The sequence below is a fragment of the Companilactobacillus heilongjiangensis genome (genome assembly GCF_000831645.3).
GTDB lineage: Bacteria > Bacillota > Bacilli > Lactobacillales > Lactobacillaceae > Companilactobacillus > Companilactobacillus heilongjiangensis.
Genome location: NZ_CP012559.1, coordinates 1,268,690 through 1,287,967, shown reverse-complemented (window position 1 = coordinate 1,287,967; position 19,278 = coordinate 1,268,690). Strand labels below are relative to the sequence as shown.

11 protein-coding genes are annotated in these 19,278 nt (G+C 37.7%); 7 read left to right on the top strand and 4 right to left on the bottom strand.

From position 1 onward, the window contains the following. Positions 1–659: 659 nt before the first annotated feature. From JP39_RS05860 to JP39_RS05850, 3 genes are all read left to right on the top strand, one after another. Positions 660–1,421 (top strand): hypothetical protein, encoded by a 762-nt coding sequence (locus tag JP39_RS05860; protein WP_041501045.1) that lies wholly within the window; start codon positions 660–662, stop codon positions 1,419–1,421. Between the two features lie 356 nt (positions 1,422–1,777). Further along, positions 1,778–2,752 carry a hypothetical protein gene (locus JP39_RS05855; protein ID WP_041501044.1) on the top strand — a complete coding sequence of 325 codons (975 nt, stop codon included), beginning with the start codon at positions 1,778–1,780 and terminating at the stop codon, positions 2,750–2,752. A gap of 4 nt (positions 2,753–2,756) precedes the next feature. Beyond that, positions 2,757–4,109, top strand: coding sequence for an RsmF rRNA methyltransferase first C-terminal domain-containing protein (locus JP39_RS05850; RefSeq protein WP_041501043.1), 1,353 nt, complete (start codon positions 2,757–2,759; stop codon positions 4,107–4,109). Here JP39_RS05850 and fni read toward each other — a convergent pair. Genes fni through mvk form a run of 4 tightly spaced genes read right to left on the bottom strand, consistent with a single transcriptional unit; the run spans position 4,106 to position 8,157 of the window. After that, positions 4,106–5,152 carry a type 2 isopentenyl-diphosphate Delta-isomerase gene (fni, locus tag JP39_RS05845; protein ID WP_041501042.1) on the bottom strand — a complete coding sequence of 349 codons (1,047 nt, stop codon included), beginning with the start codon at positions 5,150–5,152 and terminating at the stop codon, positions 4,106–4,108. The two genes, JP39_RS05850 and fni, sit on opposite strands and share 4 nt — an antisense overlap. Then, positions 5,145–6,224 carry a phosphomevalonate kinase gene (locus JP39_RS05840; protein WP_245626360.1) on the bottom strand — a complete coding sequence of 360 codons (1,080 nt, stop codon included), beginning with the start codon at positions 6,222–6,224 and terminating at the stop codon, positions 5,145–5,147. Before JP39_RS05840 ends, fni begins: the two co-directional genes overlap by 8 nt. A gap of 24 nt (positions 6,225–6,248) precedes the next feature. Then, positions 6,249–7,214 carry a diphosphomevalonate decarboxylase gene (mvaD, locus tag JP39_RS05835; protein ID WP_041501040.1) on the bottom strand — a complete coding sequence of 322 codons (966 nt, stop codon included), beginning with the start codon at positions 7,212–7,214 and terminating at the stop codon, positions 6,249–6,251. Beyond that, positions 7,207–8,157: a mevalonate kinase gene (gene mvk / locus JP39_RS05830; RefSeq protein ID WP_041501039.1), complete on the bottom strand. Its 951-nt coding sequence runs from the start codon at positions 8,155–8,157 to the stop codon at positions 7,207–7,209. Before mvk ends, mvaD begins: the two co-directional genes overlap by 8 nt. A gap of 102 nt (positions 8,158–8,259) precedes the next feature. Between mvk and JP39_RS05825 the strand changes: the two genes are divergently transcribed. The 4 genes from JP39_RS05825 (at position 8,260) to JP39_RS05810 (ending at position 19,142) form a co-directional block, all read left to right on the top strand. Continuing rightward, the gene (locus JP39_RS05825) at positions 8,260–11,757 is read left to right on the top strand and encodes a PD-(D/E)XK nuclease family protein (protein WP_041501038.1); all 3,498 of its coding nucleotides are present in this window, start codon (positions 8,260–8,262) and stop codon (positions 11,755–11,757) included. Continuing rightward, a complete protein-coding gene (gene addA, locus JP39_RS05820) occupies positions 11,750–15,430 on the top strand; it encodes a helicase-exonuclease AddAB subunit AddA (RefSeq protein WP_041501037.1) in 3,681 nt (1,226 codons plus the stop codon). The genes JP39_RS05825 and addA overlap by 8 nt, the downstream gene beginning before the upstream one ends. A 26-nt stretch (positions 15,431–15,456) precedes the next feature. Then, on the top strand, positions 15,457–18,267 hold the full coding sequence (locus JP39_RS05815) for a helicase C-terminal domain-containing protein (protein ID WP_041501036.1): 2,811 nt from the start codon (positions 15,457–15,459) through the stop codon (positions 18,265–18,267). A 395-nt stretch (positions 18,268–18,662) separates the two neighbouring features. Continuing rightward, positions 18,663–19,142, top strand: coding sequence for a cell wall elongation regulator TseB-like domain-containing protein (locus JP39_RS05810; RefSeq protein ID WP_041501035.1), 480 nt, complete (start codon positions 18,663–18,665; stop codon positions 19,140–19,142). Positions 19,143–19,278 lie beyond the last annotated feature (136 nt).

Here is a 19,278-nt window from a genome sequence, read left to right as displayed (position 1 = left end):
TCGTTATTATTGGAAATAATTGTGGTATTTTCATCGTCAAAATTTAAATGAATATTAATGTTTTGTTTGTATTCCGCCAGCGAGAGCGAAGGATTGTGCCTGATGTGAGGACCGGTCCGAGCCAAAGTGCGGTCTCGGGCCTCGCTTTGGAGCCTTACCACAGTTCGGTAAGTCTCCAAAGTCGCCCTATAATATAAGGACTAACGTCCTCATATTATTTTCACTACGGGCACAATCCTTCGCTCTCGCTGGCTAAGTTGTTCGTTGGTTTGACTGATCTTGAACTTTTATACTTTACCGTGATCCTTTAGTTATTGTGGATTAATCACTTGTAGCGATTGCTGTTAACAATCGCATCATTAATTTATTAAAACAGTCAGAAGTTGCGATTTAGTTTTCCGATAATAATAAATAAATTAGTTGGAGGAGGTTAGAGTATTCATTCGCAGCGAAAGTGGCGTTATTGCTTTGGCAATTACACCACCGGACGTGTTGGAGACTTTCCGTTTTTTGGAAAGGCTCGGACCGAACAGATGAATACTCTAACCTCCGGAAACGGAAAGCACAACTTAATCCTTTAAGTATTACCCAATTTCTAGTAACATGATTGTCGATATATGTCTGAATTATCGGTAAGCTTTTTTTCTGGAGGGATATTTATGAACTACATTGATGGATTACGTGAAGATACCGCAGTTTTGCCGAATGGAATGGTTTTTAACGCACGGATTAAGTTCATGGAACGTATTTGCCAAGCTTTGAATAATAATGAATTGCCTAAGTATCATTTTCCTCAGCTTCAATTGACTGAAAAAGAAATAACGTCTTATATGGAAAACAACGTCAATTTGGATGAGGTTGAATTTCAAACTATGTCAGTTCATTTGGAAAAATTTGATCATGACTTGGGTGAGTTTCGAACATATTTACAAACCCGCTTTGGTTATTGGGCAACGATTACCCAAGATTTTACAGCTGAAATAAAAAAGCAATTTCCTGACGAAAGTTTCTTGGAATTAATGGCAGGTAATGGCTATTTGTCAAAAGGTTTACGCGATGCAGAAGTTGAAACGTATTGTACTGACGATTTGAGCTGGTCGAAATACAATCAAACCGGTAATTTAAAAATGACTGAAATTGAATCTTTAGATGCTTTAGCCGCCTTGGATAAGTACGGTGACAAAGTCGACAATGTGATTGTTGCTTGGAGTCCTGACCGTGAAGACATTGACTTCAAAATTTTACAAAAGATTCGTCAACTAAACGTTAACTTCTTAGTTATCGGTGAGAAATATGGTGCGACTGATAGTAAGGAGTTCTGGGATGATGCTAAAATAGTCGATGATCCTCGAATTGATGCAATTAATTCAGTTTATTCACGTTATGATTTAGTCCATGACCAGCTATATTTAATTAAATAAAGTAAACAAGGCTGAGACAACGAAAATTTGTTTCAGCCTTGCTTGTTGTTATAGTGTAAAATGAAGTATTAGTTAATAAATGGTTTTAATAATCTTAATTAGCAATCATTTATTTGGTTGTAATACTAATTAAAAATCAAATTAGTCGGAAGGTATGAGAATATTTACCCGCTGTGGGTGTGGCGTTATGGCTTTAGCCATTACACCACCGGGCGTGTTTGGAGCCTTACCGATTTTTGGTAAGGCTTCAAACCGAGGTTCGAGACCGCTCTGTGGCTCGGACCGGTCCGCATAGCAGGTAAATATTCTCATACCTGGAGACGGAACACAGTAAGACAATTTATAGGTGAATTTTTATGAAAAAAATAATTTCGAGTATTATTATTTTCTTGGCAATTCTTTTGACTGGCGTTGCTGTCTCGAAGAGCGATTCTATCAAGTATAATAATACGATGAATCGTTTGGGTATGAGTGAAGAAGCAGTCGTTTTGCATACTAAGTCCAAGAAAAATTTGGTCACTGCTGTCCAGGAATTGCATCAAAAAAAGAAGATTGCTAATTATCAATTGATTTTCTTTGAAAAGAGTAACAGTGATATTGGCTATATTTATGGTCATACTAAGATTAACAAGTTGCCGATTACTTCAGGCCGCTATTTCTCAATGGATGACTTTACTTCCCAGATTCCTTTTGCGGTCCAAGGTAAGTCGTCAGAAATTGAAGCATATAAGCCTCAGAGTCAATCGTATATTAAAGTTGATAATCGCTATATTTCAGTAATCGGGAATGTTGGTTTCGATGGAGCTGATATTCTGAATTTACAGACATTGGTATCATTGTCGCCCAATCAACCAAAATCTAAATATCACTTGAATCAAGTGACAACAGTTTTGGATGGTCGAGCTTTATCGAATAAAGAGAGTCTCAATAAAATCAAAAAGGTACTCCATGTGAAATCCATGCACAAATACGTGCCACAGACGGATGATTTTACCAATGTTGAAGCAAGTAATAATGGTGAACTCTATCTTGTGGGAATCGTGTTGCTATTGTTCTTAATAATTGCGATTGATTTTTACATCTTAGTACCGTTGAAATTTGATTTATCGAGATCGCATTTAACTGGTGATTTGAAGAATAATTATCGTAATGGATTATTGATTCGTTATCTAATTTATACATTGATTCCATTCGCTGCCGGCTTTGCATTTGTTAACTGGCGAATTGTTATCATCAGTCACGGAACATTCAATTTATTCATGACAGTCGCAATTTTGATCACCATCTTAGTTGGAGTGTCGCAAATATTCTTTGTAAAACGGAGTGAGTAGTTTAATGAAAGTCGATTTGAGTAATGACTTTAAAGAAAAATATCGTAATTTAATGGGGGAACGGTCAGAAAAGCTTTTTGCAGCTATTCAAGAGGACAGTCAAGAAGCTTTCCGACTAAATCCACTCAAAGCTAACTATCAAAATGTTTCGTATTCTTTAGATAAACCCTTGGAATACAGCAATATCGGTTATTTCGGTGATATTAACGGTAATTCAATTGACCATTTATCAGGTTATGTTTACAGTCAAGAACCCAGCGCCATGTACGTTACCGAAATCGTTGATCCACAAGAAAATGAGAAGATTTTGGATCTCTGTGCGGCTCCTGGTAGTAAGACTACTTATATTGCCTCAAAAATGGCTTCTCAGGGACTTTTAGTCAGTAATGAGATAAATGCTAAGCGTGCCAAGGTATTGTCTTCTAACATCGAAAGAATGGGTATTACTAATACTGTTGTAACTAATAATTCACCCAAGGACTTTGAAAAAAAGTTTGACGACTTCTTCGACAAAATCTTAGTTGATGCGCCATGTTCTGGTGAAGGTATGTTTCGTAAGGATCCAGAATCAGTTGAATACTGGTCATTGGACTACGTTGAACAATGTGCCAATCGTCAGCAACATATTTTAGACTCTGCTTACAAGTTGCTGAATCAAGGTGGGACCTTAGTTTATTCGACATGTACTTTCTCACCTGAAGAGAATGAACAAAATGTCGCTTGGTTCTTGGATAAGTATCCTGACATGCATTTGGCTGAAGTTAAAAAATATCTCGGTATGGAAGATGGTCGTCCAGAATGGGCAAATGGCAATCCTGAGTTGAAAAAGGCTTTACGCATGTTCCCAGATCAATTCAATGGTGAAGGACACTTCATGTGTAAGCTAGTTAAAGACGGGGAAACTGTTGAACCAAAGGAACGTCAAATCAATGATGGTCTTAAGAAAGATGATTTAAAATTTGTTCAACAATTTGCCAAAACTAATCTCAACAGTTTGACTCAAACAAATTGGCTTAAGATCAGTGATTTCTTGTATCAAGCAGCCAGTTTGGATAATCGTTTTAAAGGATTACACATTTTAAGAAATGGTCTAAAACTAGGCGAATTCAAAAAAAATAGGTTCGAGCCTGATATCGCGTGGATATTAGCACTCAAACCTGAGAAATTGAAGACGGTTTATGAATTGACTCAAGAGCAATTCGAAAAATACTTGCACGGTGAGTCAGTTATTTTAGATTCAAAGCCTGACTTTGACAATAAATGGATTGGTTTATCGTATCAAGGTAAATTGTTCAGTTGGGGTCGTTACAGTAATCAGCAAATAAAAAACGTCTATCCCAAAGGGCTTAGACGTTAGAAATTAATATTTCGTTGTTTCATATAATTAATTAAGTTCTCATCGAATACGATGGGAGCTTTTTTTATGTCCGCGATTGATTTAGCACCGATTGCTGCCATAATCAAACGCAATTGCTTAGTGAATTCATCGAAGAAGATTTCAGCTTCACTAAGAGAATATTTTTGTAAATGATGGAGCACTAAGCCTGACATCCCGACAGCACTAGCACCCATCCGAATCGCTTTTATGACATCCATTGGTGTTCTAACGCCTCCAGAAGCAAAAATGGTCATCTTATTTTGATAGGGTAGAGATTCCAAGAGTGATTCAACTGTTGATAGAGAAAAGCGGTCGAGATAGGTCAAATCTAACTCATGATTTCTAGCACTTTCAATCTGAGCAAAGTCAGTACCACCGAAACCAGAAATATCAACGTTACGAACGCCCACTCGATAAAGTTGAGCCAAGTTTTTCTGGGATATTCCAAAGCCAACTTCTTTAACGATTACTGGAACTGAAACGTGACTGACAATATCTTTAATATTATCTAACCAAAAGAATTCTTGATCACCTTCGGGCATAGCTAACTCTTGCAAAACATTCAGATGAATCTGCAACGCATTAGCATGCAACAAGTCAATCGTCTCTTGAGCCTGAGTAGCATTAGCCTTAGCAGATACATTAGCCATGACAAAGCCGTCTGGATTATTCTCGCGCAAAGTAGTAAATGATGCCTTAGTTTCAGCAGGAAGACGCAAATAAACGCCCATTGAGCCACTGGAAACGGGAATTGACAGCTTATGAGCTAACTGTGAAAGTTCTTCATTGAATTGAGCTGATTGACGAGAGCCACCAGTTATGGCGTTGAAATAAATTGGCAAGGCCATCTTACTGCCCAGAAAATTAGTCGACAAGTCAATGTCTTGCAACCGTAATTCCGGTAAAGCATCGTGCAATAGTCGAACACTGTCAAAATCAGCAAATGACTCGTCAGTAAAAAACTTTTCCGCTAAGAAAAGATGTTCAACTTTACGTTGCATTTGTGCATCCTGTTTAGGCATGAGCGATTGTGTCTCCGATTTTTAAAGTTAATGGGGTGATGCCAACTGCTTGCCATTCTTTTTTAAGTTCAGCAATATCGAGCTTTTTATCACTCAAAACGATTCCACAGTCACCGCCACCGGCACCAGAAGTCTTAGCTGAACCACCGAGGTTTTCAGCAATATCACAGAGCTTTGTTAAGAGTTCTGTTTCAATATGTACATCACTAAATTCAGCAAGATCTTTCAATAGTTCACGATACTTGCTGAACATTTCTTTAATTAAAGTTGCGTTGTTAGTCTTAAAGCCGTTGATTAAGTTCTCAACACTTTGACGACTAGCACTTAAAAAGTTTTGATACTTTTCGACCTTTTGAGCCTTTGTTAGGGCAATTCGGTCAACTAGGATTGAAGTTGAAGCTGGTGAACCAGTCCAACCAACAGTTAATTCCAAGTCGTCTGGCAATTCAAGACTACTGATCTGTAATTGGGGCCAATCAAGTGCCAGAATCTCAGTGATACTGTGATTTCTGATCATGTTGAAAATCCAGTTACGGTCAGGTGAATAATAAGCTACGATGCCACCAAAGGCACTTGCAGCAATATCGCCTAGGCTACCATTACCTTGAACTGACAAGTGGGAGATAGCTGAGATTTTGTAAATATCCATGGCTGTGAGACCCAAGTGATAGAAATCGCCTAAAGTCTTAACTACGGCAACGGTTACTGCGGCTGAAGAGCCTAAACCATATTTTTTGCCATCTTCTGAATCAAGTTCGCTAGTTACAAGTAAGTCGTAATAACTTAATTTACTGCCACTTTCCAGTGCATATTTTTCAACGAACTTGATAGCTGCCAAAATATATTGCAATTGACTTTCTGAATCGTCGAAGACTAGTTCCGTACCTTGACGGTTCCAGTGGATCAATTCTTTATTTAAGTTTTTGGATTGGATAGTACCACCATTTTGGGACTTGTTTACTGTCACGGTAACGTACTTGTTAACTGAAGTTAGGACAGCAGGGAAGCCCGTTTCAACAACAGCATACTCTCCAGCCAAATATAATTTTCCAGGTGCTTTTCCTGTAGACAAAAATATCATACCTTTCAATTTGTATCAGATGTATTGGATACCAGGACCGATATTGGCCACAACGGTAGTGACGTCTGATAATTGTTGTTCGATGTATGTCTGAACCTTAGGGAGCGATTCTTTCGTACATATAATTTTAACATTTGGACCGGCATCAATTGTAGCATACGCAAACAAACCTTTTCGACGTAATTCCTGAATTAGTTGAATAATCCGAATAGTTTCCGGTGCAAAATATGTAAACGAAGGATCGGCAGAAAGCGTCAGAGCATGCATACTCATCGCATTGTGTTCCGAAATCTCACCAATTTTTTGAAGATCTTTTTGAGCAATTGCTTGCTTAATTTCTTTTATCTCTGAAGACACCAGTGTAACCCAATTTGGATAAAAAGGGGAGCTTTTTACGCTATTTTCCATCCCCATGGTCGAAGAAATTTTCTTGCTATGCTTATTTATCACTACCGACAATAAGGCTAAATCAATCTCTGGCGTTTCGTCAATTGGCACAGCAAAAGAAGACTCATTGTCATGTCCTGCTTGCCATTCAACGAATCCACCATAAATGGAGCGACTGGCCGATCCAGAACCGTTGCGAGCTAAAATGGATAGTTCCTGGCGACTTAAATCAAGCTGCTTAGTTTCGTTGATTGCTGCTGCTAGTGCCGCAAAACCTGAAGCTGATGAAGCAAACCCAGCTGAAGTTGGAACGTGATTGACTGTGTCTATTTGAAAGTGGTCAGTAAAAGAGTAAAAATTTCGAATTGTTTCTAAGTAATTTAAAATACGTTTATTCTGCGTATCATCGAGCAATTGGTTGTTTAGGTAAACAACATCTTTGTCGGAGTCGATAATCGTTGCTTTAGTATCGGTGTAGAACCGATCAAGTGTTAAGGATAAACTGTTTGTATAGGGTAATTTCAGTTGCTTATTTTTCTTACCCCAGTATTTGATCAAAGCAATATTTGTATAAGCTCGAGCTGTTCTAGTCAACGTCTGAGTCCTCCGCATAAATTGATAGTGGTTGAATCCAAGTTTGTTCAGCACCAGCTTTAACCAGAGCTTTTTGAATCATCTGGGCATTTTTCAGATTTCTAGCCAGACAGATAATACAGCCACCACGGCCACCACCAGTTATTTTACTGCCAAGAGAACCAGCACTATTAGCAGCTTCGATTAATTTATCAGTTTTAGGGATGGCCAAATTCAGTTTAGTCAAAATTTCATTGGCAAGTGAGAAGACCAAGCCTAATTGTTTGAGATGTCCAGTTGTTAAATACTCACTGGCAGACGTCGCATAGTCGCCTAATTGTTGTAAGTAGGCACCAATTTTCTTTTCGTCAGCATCATACATTTTTCTGACGTCAGCGACGGTTTCCTTAGTCTTACCTTTGACACCAGAATCAGCAATCACGATGAAACCATCGGAATTGAAATTAAAGTGTTTAGGAGCAACATCCTTGCCAAATTTAATTGGATCTTCGGAACTGACGGTCAAGGCATCTAAGCCGCTTGCTTTACCATGGGTGATAGTTTCCGATTTGTTTACGTAATCTAATAATAGCTGGTGATCAAGTGACTGATTGAAGCAGTCAAAGAATGCATGCGTAATTGCGGCCGCAATGGCAGCTGACGAACCCATGCCACGTTCAATTGGCAAACCACTGTCAATACTGATGGTGTACTTGATATGTTCTTGATTTAACTGTTTGTCTAGTAGATCGATTAAATATTTAACGCCTGACAATGAGTCAGGGATTTGGTCAATTTTTCCGGCATAATACTTTGAAGTTAGAAAACTAGCTTGACTTTGTTTGATTTTAACAATCACGGGGGTACTCAAAAGGGGAATTGCGAAGGCAGGGTAGCCGTAAACTACCGCATGTTCTCCCATAATAATCGTTTTTCCGTGACTTTTACCTATTCCTTTAAGCACATGCTCACCTCATATTCTCTAAGTCTTTATTTTATACATCTATTCCAATGATTTCCACTTTCTTACAATTAACTATGATAAAATTTTTGCGGGTGATGAAAAATGACATTAAATTTTGTACTTGGTAAAAATCAATATGACCACCATCAAAAGATGATGGAATTGTTTCAAGAAGATTTCCAAAAAGATCCTCAGGGACAATTTTTCTTTCTTGTTCCCAATCATATTAAATTTGAATCCGAAATAAATATTCTCAAATCATTTGATCAAGGAGACGGGAAGATTGTTGCTACAAACAATGTTCAAACTTTCTCCTTCTCACGTTTGGCTTGGTATTTTTTGCGTGACAGTAGCGATTATAATTTAGAAACCTTAACGCAAACTAAATCAGCCATGTTATTAAAAGAAATCGTTCAGGTACACCAAAAGGACCTGAAGATTTTTAAGCACATGATCGATAAGCCAGGATTTATCGACCAGATGATTTCCCAATTCGACGAATTTTTGAACGGACAAGTTCAACCAGATGATATTGGGGATGTACTGGCTCAAAATCAGACAGATGTTTTTGCGGATAAAATTGCTGAACTTAACTTAATCTACAGCGAATATTTGCAAAAAATTCAAGGTTATAAGACAAATGACTTTCAATTAGAAGCTCTGGCAGACTTTCTCAATCAACGGCTTGATACGTCGCATTATCATTTCTATATTGAGGGATTCTCAACATTTACAGCCGCTGAACTTAATTTGGTCGAAACGATGGCTATTAACAGTCATAATCTCGATGTTTCATTGGTGATCACTGATAAAGCTAGCAATGGAAAAGATGATTCCGAGTTCTTCATGCGTCCAGTGCGTACATATCAGCAATTGACGGATTTTGCTCGTAATCAACGTATGGAAACACACAGTCTTTTTGCCAAAGATTTACGTATCAATCAAGATTTGGCTAAATTGGAAGATTATTGGATTCAGTCTAGTGGAGTGGGGGCTATTAAGCCAAGTACTCTCGACAACAAGAATTCAATCCAGATTTGGAAAGCCACTGATAAGCAGACCGAAGTATCAGCCATTAGTTCATATATCAGACGATTAGTGGCCCGCCAAGATTATCGTTACAAAGATTTCTTGATTGTGGCTCGTAATTTATCTGAATATGGTTCCTTTATCGAATCATTTATGGAAAATAATGAGGTGCCATACTTCATTGATTTACAGAAGAAGATGGCTAACCATCCCTTTAAACGCCTACTGGATCTCTTATTTGCAATTCATGACCGCGGAATGCAAGAAGACGATGTTATCAGTCTTTTGCGGACTGAATTATTAATTCCTGAAGAATTTGCGAACGATATTGCCGGATTCCGTGAAGCAGTCGATTTAACAGAAAACTATGCTTTAGCAAATGGAATTACCAAACGTAACTGGATGGGGGATGCTTTTAGTCCCACCGTTAAATTAGATTCCAAGTCGGATTCAGTACGTTTGAATGAATTTAAGCAAATCAACGTTATCAAAGCCTTTATTAAAAATATTGCTAAGCAATTAACAAAGTTTCTAGATGATCCAGCTGATTCTACTACTAGTGCTGCTGCTCTCTATGAATTTTTAAATAAAAACAGTGTCTTTACGGAGCTATTGAAATGGCAACAACAAGCAACCGAGGAGAAAAATCTTACCTTGGCTGATCAACCAGTTCAAATCGTCAGTTTATTCAATCAAATCCTTGATGAATATGTATCAGTCTTTGGCGAAAAGACCTTTGATTCTAAGGATTTCATCAGTATTTTGGATGCTGCCTTTGAAAGTGCTACCTATTCGCAAGTTCCATCAACTTTGGATGCTGTCAGTATTTCCGAAATAGGGATGATTCAACCAGATAATCGAAAAGTTACGTTTATTCTGGGCAGTACGACTAGCAACATGCCGGGTTCAACCGTCTCTAACAATTTGGTTACCGATGATGAACGTGGTTTCTTGAATGAGAATTTGACCGATGGCAAGTTCTTGAAAGATTCAGATGAAGTCGTCAATAATTCCGAACCATTCTTGCACGACATTACTTTCACGACTAGTTCGACACGCTTGATTTTTACGTATCCCAACTTGTCAGAAGATAGCAAACAACAAGATTTATCAAGTTACGTTAAACGTATTCAACAACATTTTGATTTGACGATTGAAGACAAATTAGCCAATCCTGAAATTGTTGAAGCTGACTATAATCACGTCTTGGAATACATTGGCTCCAAAGCATCGACGTTGAATTATTTGATTCGTGTGTCACGTGCTGCATTGGATAAACGAGTGGATGTGCCGAATGCTTGGAATTATGTCAAAAATCAATTAACACAGCGTGAACCAGAAGTAGCTGACTTTGCTTTGAGTTCTTTGGCATATAAAAATGAACCAATCGCTTTGAATCCGGAAACTGTCAGTGCTTTGTATGGCGACAAAATTCAAGTTTCGATTTCGCAGCTGGAAACATTCTATATGAACGAGTATGAGTATTTCTTGAAATATGGCTTGCGTTTGTATCCGCGTCAATTATTTGAAATCACACCAGCTCAAACGGGATCGATTTTCCATGCGGTTTTGGATGCACTGGTTAAATATTTGAACAAGACTGGTAAGAATCTCGTGGACTTTGAAGATACTGAAATCACGGCTTTAGTTGGTGATTTATTTGCTGAGCAAGCTGAATTGCCAGAAAACAAGATTTTTAAGTCATCTGACCGAATGCTTTATATTTCTAATAAGCTGCAGAGCACTTTGGTGCAATTGGTTAAGAATATGAAATTGCAGTATAAACGGAATAAGTTTGTGCCTAAGCGTTCAGAAGTTACGTTTGGACGTTTGAATAATGAAGAAGATTTGCCATATATGGTTTATCGCTTGCCTGATGGGCATGAAATTTATGTTCGTGGAAAAATTGACCGAATTGATGAAATGGAACTTGATGACCGTTCATATTTGGCCATCATTGACTACAAATCCAGTGACCGTAGATTTGATTACTCACAATTTCTTGATGGGATTACGATGCAAATGCCAACGTACATCCAGAGCGTTAGTGAAAACTTGGACCGCTTTAAGGATGGCAACAAGGACATTAAGATTGGTGGAGCTTTGTATGAACACATTGTCAATCCATTTATCCCCTTGAAGAAGACTAGTACGTCACTGCAACAACAGATTTTGAGCAAGTTCAAATTGCAGGGAATTCTACTTAATGATGAGGAATTATTGGATAACTTTGATTTAGAAGCTCGGAATAAAAACACTAAGAGATCTGATAAATCACCAGTCGTCGGTTTTAGTAAAAAAGAAGTTATTACCGATGATGATTTGTTCAAGATTCTCAATTACAACCGTCATTTGATTAAAAATGCTGGAGAAAAGATTTATTCTGGAAAATTGCAGTTGAATCCATATCGCTATGCCAAAAAGACAGCCTTGCAATACAGTGATTATCGACCAATTTTTGAATTCGATGCGATGTTACCTGAAAATGAATATCACGACATCATTAATTACAACAAAGAAGACGTCTTAGATAAAATCGGCGAAGTTTTGGAGGAGAAAGATAATGCCTAAATGGACTGCTGACCAAAAAAAAGCGATTGAACACCGTGGACATGATATTTTAGTTTCAGCTGCGGCTGGTTCTGGTAAAACAACAATTCTAATCGAGCGTATTTTGCGTGAACTAATTGGTGACGAAGATCATCAGCCAGAAGATATTGAACATTTACTTGTGGTAACTTTTACTGAAGCTGCAGCACAGGAAATGAAAGAAAAACTCTTACGAGCTTTGAAAAAAGAAGTCAATAAGACTCAGGATTCGGAAATTAAACATCATTTACAAAAACAAATTTATCATGTACCGATGGCTAATATCAGTACGATTCATGCGTTTTGCTTGAGTGTTATCAAGAAGTTTTACTACGTGATTGACCTCGATCCAAACTTCCGTTTGTTAAGTGATGATACTGAAAAGTCGATCATTCAAGAGCAAGCTTATGATCTGATTCGCGACGAATACTACAGTAAAGACGATGCCGATTTTATCGACTTGACTAATAACTTTACCAACGACCGCTCTGATGATGGTTTAAAGGACGTTATTTTTAAAACTTATGATTTTGCGATTACTAACCGAGACACGGATACCTGGTTGGATAATTTGGTGACGCCTTACCAATTTAAAGATAGTTTTATTGAAACAGACTTTTATAAGCAAGAGTTCTTGCCCCAAATCAAACAAAGACTGGAAGATTTACGTCAGTATAACCGTGAGACTGTTGACTTCGTGGGTAACGATGAATTAGCAAACTCATATATGCCTGTTTTAAGAGAACGTGATGAAAAAATTGGTCATTTGGAAGAGTCAATGTCACAGATGTCCTATCAAGAGTTACGTGAAGAATTGATGACCTTCAAGATTGATGCTAAGAAGGATAAAGTGGGCAAAGCCGACAAAGAGGGTAAAGATGACACCTTGATGAAGGCTGCAGGAAAAATGGCTTCAAACTTTACCACACGCCGTAACAAATTAATTGAAGATTATTTCATGCGTTCTGAAGATGAAATCAATCAATCTTTACGTGACGCTGAAGGATTAATTAATAAATTGGTCGAAGTTGAACGTCGTTTCATCAAGAAGTTCGACGATTTAAAAACCAACAGTCATGTACTAGATTTCAATGATTTAGAACATAAAGCTGTTGATATCCTTAACGGTGCGGTTGATGGCCGTAAGATTGCTCAAGAGTTCTATCAAAATAAATTTAACGAATTAATGATTGATGAATATCAAGATGTTAATGAAATGCAGGATCGAATCGTTGATCTTTTGTCGTGTGACAGCAATCACCGTTTCATGGTTGGTGATATCAAACAGTCAATCTATGGATTCCGTCAAGCTGCTCCCAGACTATTTACGGAAAAGTACGACCGTTTCCAAAGGGATGATAATGACGCCGAATTAGTTCAATTATCCAAAAACTTCCGTTCTTCTAAAGCGGTTGATGACTTTGTTAACCAAATTTTCACACGAATTTTTGACAAGCAAATTGGTGATATTGATTATGATGAAAAAGCTAAATTGGTGACGGGAACCAGTTTTCCGGACAGTGTCGACACTGAAAATGAGTTTAACGTTTATTTAGCACCCGATGACGAAGATGACGGTGAAGAACCAACTGACGAGTTGAATGAAGAAAGTCTCAGTAATCAAGCTGAAATCAGTAAGCGCCAAACGTTGATCAGTGCTGCCGCAACTAAGATTCAATCCTTGATTAGCAGTGGTTTTGAAATATACGATAGCAAAATGGATAAGGACACTGAAGCAGAAAAGATTCGTCCTTTGAAATATTCTGACATTGCAATTTTGGCTCGGACTCGTGATAACAATACCGACATTGTGTCTTATTTCTCGAAGGTCAATGTGCCGGTAATGGTAACTGATGCTCAAAACTATTTCCAAACGACGGAATTACAAATCATGATGGCAATGCTTAACATTGTTGATAATCCATATCAAGACATCCCTTTGGTGGCTGTTTTGCGTTCGCCAATCGTTGGCTTGAATGAGGAAGAATTAGCTGAAATCCGTTTGGTCGACAAACGAAATATGTATTACACAGCAATTCAAAAGTATTTGAATCAAGAAGACGCTAATGAACATATTCAAAATAAGTTGAAATCGTTCTTGCTACAATTGGAAAACTATCGCGACTTTGCTAATAAAAATAGTATTGCTCGGTTGATTTGGAAAATTTATCAAGAAACTGGTCTGTTGGAATACGTTTCAGGGATGCCTGGTGGGAAACAACGTGCTGCTAATTTGCATGCTTTATACCAACGTGCCAATGCCTATGAAGAAAATAATTTCAAAGGATTGCACCAATTCATCAGTTTTATTCAACGAATGCAAGACCTTGATAAGGATTTAGCGCAACCAAATAGTATTGAAGCCAATGATGATACCGTCAAAGTTATGACAGTTCACGGCTCTAAAGGCTTGGAGTTTCCAATTGTCATGTATTTGGATATGAGTAAGAACTTCAATATGATGGATGTTAACTCCAACACAGTCTTTGATGCCCAAAAAGGTATTGGGATTACCTTGGCTGATAACGAGACACGTCTGCAATATCGAACTATGCAACGTGGCGTGATTAGTAATCAAAAGAAAATCTCGACCGTTTCTGAAGAAATGCGCCTCTTGTACGTTGCTTTAACACGTGCTAAGCAAAAATTGATCATGTTCGGGTTTGCAAAAGATGAATCTAAGCTATTTCAAGCATTTGATAAACCAGCAACCGGTGGACTACTTAATGCTTCAGCTAGACTTGGTGCTAACAATTTCCAAAACTTAGTTGGGATGAGTACTTTGAATGGTGTCGATACTGAAGAGTATTACGATGACGAGATTAAGCTGCGTTTTAACGTCATACCAGTTGCCGCCACAACCAATCAAGCTAAAGAAATCATTATTCCTAAAGCTGCTCCGGAACCAATCAATGAAACATTTAAGAAGTCAGTTTCTGGAATTCTAGATTTCAAATATCCATATCAAGAATCAGTTGAAACAACCGCATACCAATCTGTTTCCGAAATTAAGGGCTTATTCGCCGATCCAGATGATGAGAATATGGCTGAAGATTTACTCGAGGACCGTTATCGTTATAACCTCGGTTCATTTGACAAACCGCAATTTTTGACACAATCAAAGAAAGTAACGAATACTGAAGTAGGTAGTGCAACGCACTTAGTCTTACAAAAAATTTCTATTGAAAAAACTCCAACAGTCGTTGACTTTGACGAATTGATTCAAGATTTGGTCAACCAAAAATTATTGACGGATGAATTAGCTGAAAAAATTGACCGACAAGGGTTAGCCGACTTTTACCAAAGTGATTTAGGACAGTTAATCGTTCAAAATCATGAGCGTGTTAGTCGTGAATTTCCTTGTTCAATCCTGATGCCGGCCGAAAAGTTGTTCAAAACCGATATCAAAGACTATTCCACTAACGATAAAATATTAGTTCATGGTATTATTGATGGTGTGATTGAATTGGACAGCGGAATAACGATTTTTGACTATAAGACGGATCATGTCACAGCTGAAAATCATTCGGAATTAATTTCGAAATATTCTGGACAAGTCAATTTATATGCAGAGGCAATCTCTGCCATTAAAAATCAACCCGTAGAGGGTAAATATCTTTATTTCTTGAAGACTAACGAAGCAGTCAGCCTTTAGAAAACAAAAGATGAGAGGTGAATGATTTGAAAAATTCTTACGCTGTTGTTGATTTAGAGACGACCAATTCTAATTGGCACGACAACGGGCGTATAATTCAATTCGGCTGTGCCCTTATCGAAGATGGTGAAATTACACATATTTATGATCAAAAGATCAATCCCAAGGTACCAATTCCTGGTCGTATCACAGCTTTAACCGGCTTGAGTGATGACGATGTTAAGGATTCACCAACATTTGAAGAAGTTGCACCTGATATTTTTAAACTTTTAAAAAATCGAGTTTTTATTGCACATAACGTGAATTTTGATTTGACCTTTTTAAATCGAGAACTTAAACGTATCGGAATGAATCAACTGAATATCAAAGCTATCGATACTGTTGAATTAGCGCAGATTCTTTTCCCAACAATCAGCAGTTATAAGTTACAAGATTTAACGCATTATTTAAGCATTGAGCATAAAAATCCGCACAGTGCCAACAGTGATGCCCATGTAACTGCTGAATTATTCTTAATCATTTTGAAACGGATTCAACAATTGCCGTTGGAAACGTTACGAATGTTAACTAAGTTTGGTAAGAATACAATCCGTGAAACTAATTTAGTTTTTAAAACTATTTTGGAAGAACGGGAACAGACAGCTCGGACAGAAGTTTTACCGGCTTATCTGTTTGAAAAAAATGGCTTGATTTTACGCAAAAAGGATTACCACGTCAGTGAACAAATTGATCATTCGACTAAATATCCTTTAACACGTGAAGCCAAAAAGGAACTATTAGACGGCGTTTTGGATTATCGAGTAAATCAATCTAAATTGATGGATAACATTTATAAGACAAGCCAACATCGCGACAAAGTCAAAAAATGGAATTTGATTGAAGCGCCAACTGGTGCCGGTAAGACTTTGGGTTACTTATTGCCATTGTCTTATTTGGTCAATAATGATCAAAAACTTGTCGTTGCGACAACTACCAAAGTCTTGCAGCAACAAATTCTGGAACAGTCAATTCCATTGTTGAATCAAGTAACGAACAATAATTATCATGCTGAAATTGTCAAAAGCAGCTATAACTTTATCGATTTAGACAGATTCTTTGAGGCATTGGATAATTATCGTCTGCACAGCCACACGGCTATTTTGAAGATGAAGATTATCGTTTGGTTGACTATGACGACAACAGGGGACTTGAGCGAGTTACATTTGACTAACTACAACAGTCCGCTGTTCAGTATTATTCGTCATCGTGGTGAGCCAAAAGAAAATACGATTTTTAGCAATGATGATTTCTGGATGTATCAACAGAACCGTTACTTGGAGTCAAAGATCTTAGTTACCAATCAGGCTTTCTTAGCACGTCATTTGGACAGTCAATTCTGGGGTGGCAATTCTTACTTGGTTATTGATGAAGCTAATCACTTTGCCAGTGGCTTGCGGGATGCCAGTTCACCAACAATTGATTTCTTGCAAATGAATGAATACGTCAAGAAAATCAGTGATATTTTGTATCAAAATCGAGTTACATTACGTTATGCCTTTACCGAGGTGACGACTCAACTTTGGAATTATCAAGATCTCCAAAATATGGAGACTCATTTCCAAGCCGTTGATGAACTGATGGAACGTCTTGAATACAATATATTTGGCAACTACGTTCGTAACAAGGTTCGATTCAAGGACCGTGAGAACTTCGTTTCAATTCTCGATAGCAGCAACGAGTTTGGTAAGAAAAATGCTGAAATGATTGAATTGTTGTCAGATTTGATTGTTGAGTTGTCGTTGATTTCTAACCGTGTTGAGACATTATTCGATCAATATAATTTCCAAAAGAACTTTATTTCCGTTGAGTTATCAAAGGTTATTTCTAATTTAACGATTGAAAATTCTAAGTTAGAAACTGTTTTGAAGAACTTGGATGAACTATTGCAAGCACTTCAAGGCGATGACAATAAATTTGGTGTTCAACTGGATATGCGTGATTATTATGATCCTAAGACGTTGAAGATTAGCTGGAGACAGTATGACATTCACGATTTAATTGCGGAAACGACCGATCGATTCAGTCAGATTTTTGCGATTGGGGCGGCTATTACCGTTCAAAAGGATTTCTCACACTTTATCTTGGATACGCAGCTCAATCAGAATCAGATTAATCAAATGGTAATTCTGCCTGATACCAATAGTATTTCGAAGAATAGTAAGATTTATTTGCCAGCTGATTTGCCAGATATCCAGTCACTTTCAAGCGATGCCTACTTTGACATGGTGACAAGTTATATCGTTGATGTGCTAGATAATCTCGACCATCAAACGATGATTCTTTTCAACTCATTGAACACGTTGAGCAAAGTCTACGAGCGTTTGATGGGTACTGATGTCAAAGAGAAGTGGGAAATTTTGGCCCAAGGCGTAACTGGTTCGAATGAGAAGATCAAGAAGCGCTTTGCGATTGGTCAACGTTCCGTGTTATTAGGTGCCAATTCCTTCTGGGAAGGTGTCGATTTTCCTAAGAAAGTTCTCGAAATTTTGATTGTAACAAGAATTCCATTCGAATCTCCTGAACAACCAGATGTGAAGATTAAACAAGATATTCTTAAACAACAAGATATGAACGTCTTTAAAGTGGACTCTTTGCCAAACGCCATTTTACAATTGCGTCAAGGATTAGGTAGATTGATTCGAACACCGACAGATCGTGGTGTCATTCTATTGCTAGATAATCGAATTTTGACGAAGAGCTACGGTAAAATGATTTTAGATTCATTGCCAAAAGGGTTACCAATAATCAATGAGGATATGGATTTAATTAAAAAAGATATAAATGAATTTTTGAATTAGGTAAAATATTGCTAGAATGTAACGTGTAGTGCTAGTTAAATATTCCGTCTACAGAGCTGGGAAATATTCACAAGCTGTGCGGACCGGTCCGAGCCAAAGTACGGTCTCGAACCTCGGTTTGAAGACTCGACACAGTTCGTCGAGTCTTCAAACACGCCCGGTGGTATAAGTACGGGAAATTTCTCCCGTACTTATACCACTACCACGGCACACAAATATTTCCCAGCTCTTCCGACTGAGTAATCAGTAATAATTGAATGTAAAAGTATTCAATTGCTTTTCCCGATAATTTGTTTTAATGCACGGAATTTTTTCCATTATTAGTCGGAAGTGCTTGCATATTTAACATGCACTGTGCGTTATTAATATCTTTGTTATTTAAAAAAGGACGTATTATGAATAGAAGTACAAAAATCTTATTGACTTTATCTCTGATTGCATTGGCAGTGGTCTCGGCCTTAACTTATTTGAACCTTTCTTTTGCACCATATTCGAGTGCAAAGTCGCAAGCTAATGACATTGCTAAAGAAAAAGCGGGTATTGTTCAACCAGATTATTTCGGTAACTATACGCGAGAAAAGCAATATTATTCCGTAGGTGGCTTAACCAAAGGTCAAAAGTATCGCTATATCATCATCAATGCCAAGAGTGGTAAAACAGAAATCTTTAACAAAAATAACGCTCCCGTTCGTCAAACAGTTGTTGATACCGTCGCTTCAAACTATGGTGCTAAAAAGATTCTCCACATCAATCTTGGTTTATATAAAAATAAGCCAACGTGGGAAGTAGCATTCCAAAAGAAGAATGGTAGTGTTGGATATAACTTGATCGATTTCAGAACAGGGAAGAGTTTACAAATTATCAATAATATTTAGGTTTTCCGTCTCCAGAGCTGAAAGGTATTAACCTGCTGTGCGGACCGGTCCGAGCCATAGTGCGGTCTCGAACCTCGGTTTGAATGCTTGCAAAAACCGCAAGTATCCAAACTCGCCCGGTGGTGTAATGGCTAAA

What these genes read in the sequence shown, in the direction of transcription:
- JP39_RS05850 (WP_041501043.1), top strand. Translation starts at nt 2,757, where the DNA reads ATGAAAGTCGATTTGAGTAATGACTTTAAAGAAAAATATCGTAATTTA.
- fni (WP_041501042.1), bottom strand. Translation starts at nt 5,152, where the DNA reads ATGCCTAAACAGGATGCACAAATGCAACGTAAAGTTGAACATCTTTTC.
- JP39_RS05855 (WP_041501044.1), top strand. Translation starts at nt 1,778, where the DNA reads ATGAAAAAAATAATTTCGAGTATTATTATTTTCTTGGCAATTCTTTTG.
- addA (WP_041501037.1), top strand. Translation starts at nt 11,750, where the DNA reads ATGCCTAAATGGACTGCTGACCAAAAAAAAGCGATTGAACACCGTGGA.
- JP39_RS05810 (WP_041501035.1), top strand. Translation starts at nt 18,663, where the DNA reads ATGAATAGAAGTACAAAAATCTTATTGACTTTATCTCTGATTGCATTG.
- JP39_RS05825 (WP_041501038.1), top strand. Translation starts at nt 8,260, where the DNA reads ATGACATTAAATTTTGTACTTGGTAAAAATCAATATGACCACCATCAA.
- JP39_RS05860 (WP_041501045.1), top strand. Translation starts at nt 660, where the DNA reads ATGAACTACATTGATGGATTACGTGAAGATACCGCAGTTTTGCCGAAT.